This window comes from Streptomyces sp. NPDC127092 (assembly GCF_042722475.1).
GTDB lineage: Bacteria > Actinomycetota > Actinomycetes > Streptomycetales > Streptomycetaceae > Streptomyces.
The window spans coordinates 2,369-6,123 of record NZ_JBHXFE010000089.1; the positions used below are offsets into that span (position 1 = coordinate 2,369).

Below are 3,755 nucleotides of genomic sequence, written 5' to 3' on the forward strand. Positions count from 1 at the left end.
GTATCGGCGAAGTCCTCGCCATCCGCCTCCAGGATCTCGACCTGGGCGGACCGATCCCGACGGCGCGGATCGCCGGGACGATCATCAGCCGCAAGGGTGAGCCGACGCACCGGCAGGGCCATCCGAAGACGGATCGCTCGGTTCGCCGCGTCGCCCTGCCGGCGTTCGCGCTGCATGCCATCCGCTCGCGCCTACTGCGTAGCGGCGACACCGAACCTCACGCGCTCCTGTTCAGCACGAGGGTCGGGACGCCGCACACGACGAACAACATCCGCAGGCTCCTGCGCGACGTGATGGACGCTGCCGGGATCGAGAACGTCACTCCACACCGCTTTCGCCGCACCGTCGCCACGGTCGTCAACGACGCGCAAGGCGCGCTCCTCGCTTCGGAACTCCTCGGGCACACCGACCCGCGGATCACGATGCAGCACTACATTCACCGAGATGAGACTGTGAACCCCGCCACCGCCGAGTACCTCGAGCGAGCTTTCGGAAGAGCGGGGTGAGGACCCGTGCGCACGAAGCAAATTAGAAGACACAAGACACGCTGGGAGTGAAAACTAGTGCGCAACTTACTGACCTGGGTGTAGGCTGACCTTGTGACTGCTGAAGACGACGCCATCGCGAGCCTCCGGACCTCCGGCCTCCTCGACGTGCTCGCGTGGGCCGCGCCAGCAGCCTTCGCCGCCACCGATCAGATTTATGACGAGGACGCCGGACATGACCAGGGAGTCATCGGCTACCTGAACTTCAAGCACCTCAAGGATCTGATGGACCGCGCGACCTCGAACGGGCGGTTCGCTCTGGGTGAAGATGTGGATGGAACTGGTTCAGATGTTCTCGAGCGCGGTCTCGCGCCCGAGGCGTTCCGGTCTATGCCGTCACTTTCTCCCGAGGCGATTGCGCGGAGCAACTACCGGCAGTCACCAGGCTGGGCGGCCGACGGGCACCGTGTGCTGCTGCAGTCCTATATCTTCGGCCGCATCGACGACATCAAGTGGGTGGAGCGCAGCGATGCCAAGCGCCGAGTCGCCTCCCAGCAGTTCATCGGCGGGAACACGCTGTTCGACGACGCCGACTTCGGCCTGGAGTCGATTCCCGGTATCCCTGATGATGACGAGTTCGTCGGTGTGACGCTCGTGGCGGCACATGCCTTCAACCCGATCACTAAGCAGTTCGAGGTCTACGTCGGCCAAAGCAAGAACCCCGTTCATCCCGAGGACTCCTGCTGGCACTGGCGTCAGTTGCTGCTTTCAGGCGGGACTCCGATGGCCGGCACGGGTGTGCGTGTGCCGCCCGCCCTGCCTGGGGATTCGGCATCGACCAATGTGGACGATGTTGTTGTGCGAATGAAGAAGCCGCTCGCGGGCGAGGGGGCGGGCGCGGCGAATGGATAGCCTGCGCCGACCGTCCCAGACGCTCGCCGCCGCGGCCACATTTTTCAACGGCGAGCGTCTAGCAATGGCGCGACAACTCGCAGGGCTAAAGAAGGCGCATCTCGCTGCCCTGATCGAAATGTCGCCGGCTTCAGTGACAGCGTGGGAGAGTGGCGCGAAGCAACCCAACCGGGCCACTGTGGCGAAGCTGGCGCTTGCCCTGAAAGTCGAGCCGCAGTTCTTCGGCGGAGGCGCCCCACCACGAGTGAACAAGCCGCACTTCCGGTCGCTCCGCTCCACCCCGCAGATCGCTCAGGATGAAGCCGAAGCGTATGGGCAGTTCGTCGCCGAGGTGACCGGCATGCTGGAAAACGCCGTCGAGTTTCCGGAAGCGCTGCTGCCCGATCTGCCTGTCGACCCTGAAGAGGGCACAACAACTCCGGAAGAGGCAGCCAGGGATGCCCGTGGGTTCTTCGGCGTCGGCCCAGGACCGATCCAGCATGTGATCCGCCTCGCCGAGCGTGCGGGCGTAGTCGTCGTCTTCAGTGAGCCGGGGATTGCGGCTATCGACGCCTACTCCCTGCACACGGCCACGCGGCCGATTGTCGTTCTGAATCCCGCCAAGGACGACTACTACCGGCAGCGGTTCGACGTCGCCCACGAGCTCGGGCATCTGATCATGCATCACGACGCCGAACCCGGCGGGAAGATCGCTGAAGAGCAGGCTCATCGATTCGCATCCGAGTTCCTTATGCCTGCGGAGGAGATCGCCCCGTTCCTGCCGAGTTCTACGGCTGGCCGTGCATGGGCACAGCTCGCGGAGCTCAAGGAGCATTGGGGAGTCAGCCTGGCAGCGCTGCTGTACAGGGCTCGTGCACTCGGCATCATGGGCGACGTCTCATACCGGAACGCCATGATCCGCATGTCACAGAACGGCTGGCGCCGCGCCGAGCCCGGCCGGGTCGCATCACTTGAGATGCCCTCGATACTGCCGCGCGCCCGTGAGGTCATGAGCTCCGCAGGGATCGACGACGACAGATTCCTCTCGGGATCGGGTCTCCCTGCCCATCTCTACGAGATAGCCGCATCTCGCGTTCCGCTGACCGGGGATCGATCGTGAGATTCTCGGAAGCCTTCGGGATCGAGCGCTCCGAGGCAGACGACTGGTTTGATCCACACCTCACCATCGACACCAAGCTCTTCATTGACCCGTTGCTTCTTCTCGAAGCGGGCGGCGAATGGGCACAAGCGCACAACGAGCTGATCGCCCACTTCGTCCACTGTTACGGCCTCGTCGCCAGGGCAACGAGCACCACCTCGGTGTCAGCACAGGCGGCGCGGCGACTGCTCACTTTCCCGGAGCCCTTCGAGCTCGGCCTCGGATATACGGCGGAAGGAACCCGTGGTTCCGGCGCCGGCGATCGCTTCGCGGCGCGGATGGCGGACGGTATTGCCGTTGCGATCGCCGCAGGCCTCGGGCAGCCCGAGCACATCGAGGAAATCGGCATCCTGAACGAGGGAATCGGGGCGGATCGGATCTCCGATGCGACCGCCAATGTCATCAAGAGCCGCCTGATCGCATACACGCAGGCCATCGCAACGAACCACAACGTCCCGCTCGACCAGCACAAGGTCCGGCATGCTCGTGTCAGCTTGGACAGCGCCAGATGGCATGACGAGGACGTTGCCCTTCCCACCAACCCTGTCACTGGGCGCCCGGTGATCCTCGTCCCGGCGTTCCTCCTCAACGGCCTGCCGACGTTGAACGCGGATGACTGGTTCGACTCACACTTCAATGACGACATCCGCTTGTCGCTCAACCTCCAGGTCGGCCAGGCAGTGACTAAGGCGAGCATCGTCGCTTTCGCTCGCCAGCACCCCGATCGAGTCCGGGACTGGGCGCGAGCCCAGACCAGCCGGGAAGACCTCATCGGCTACGACTTCGGCGCTGACCCGCTCGGGGTCGTTCAGTGGGACCGGGAACCGGCACGATACGCCGCTGAGAATCCGCTCCCGCCGCGCACGATCACAACTCACGATGATCTCGTCGACCTCGCCGCGGAAGTCGTGGAACAGTTCCGGCATTTCATCGAAGACCAGCGAGGCTGGAGCCTGCTGTGGAACGATGACGGCTCGGAGAAACCCGAAGAGGCAGCACAGCTGGTGTTCCTGGGCATAGCTCAGCAGTACCTCCGGCAGTTCGATGTCGAGCTCGACCGCGAAGTCGAGCTCGGACGCGGTCCGGTCGATTTCAAAGCATCCTCAGGCACATCTGCCCGTCTGCTGATCGAAGTCAAGAAGCTCCACAACGGCAGGTTCTGGAACGGGCTGCGGTACCAGCTCCCGAGCTATCTGCAATCCGACAACGCCACCAAAGGC

Annotated in this window: 4 protein-coding genes; all 4 read left to right on the forward strand. The window is 64.0% G+C overall.

The window, feature by feature from the left end; genetic code table 11:
- Positions 1-506, forward strand: a 506-nt coding sequence (locus ACFWJO_RS37010; protein ID WP_386872493.1) for a tyrosine-type recombinase/integrase, incomplete at its 5' end; no start/stop codon positions are given.
- 93 nt (positions 507-599) lie between these two features.
- On the forward strand, positions 600-1,397 hold the full coding sequence (locus ACFWJO_RS37015; protein ID WP_070709076.1) for a hypothetical protein: 798 nt from the start codon (positions 600-602) through the stop codon (positions 1,395-1,397).
- The gene (locus ACFWJO_RS37020; RefSeq protein ID WP_070709075.1) at positions 1,390-2,496 is read left to right on the forward strand and encodes an XRE family transcriptional regulator; all 1,107 of its coding nucleotides are present in this window, start codon (positions 1,390-1,392) and stop codon (positions 2,494-2,496) included. Before ACFWJO_RS37015 ends, ACFWJO_RS37020 begins: the two co-directional genes overlap by 8 nt.
- The coding region (locus ACFWJO_RS37025) for a hypothetical protein (protein WP_386872496.1) at positions 2,493-3,755 on the forward strand (1,263 nt) is incomplete at its 3' end. The genes ACFWJO_RS37020 and ACFWJO_RS37025, both read left to right, overlap by 4 nt.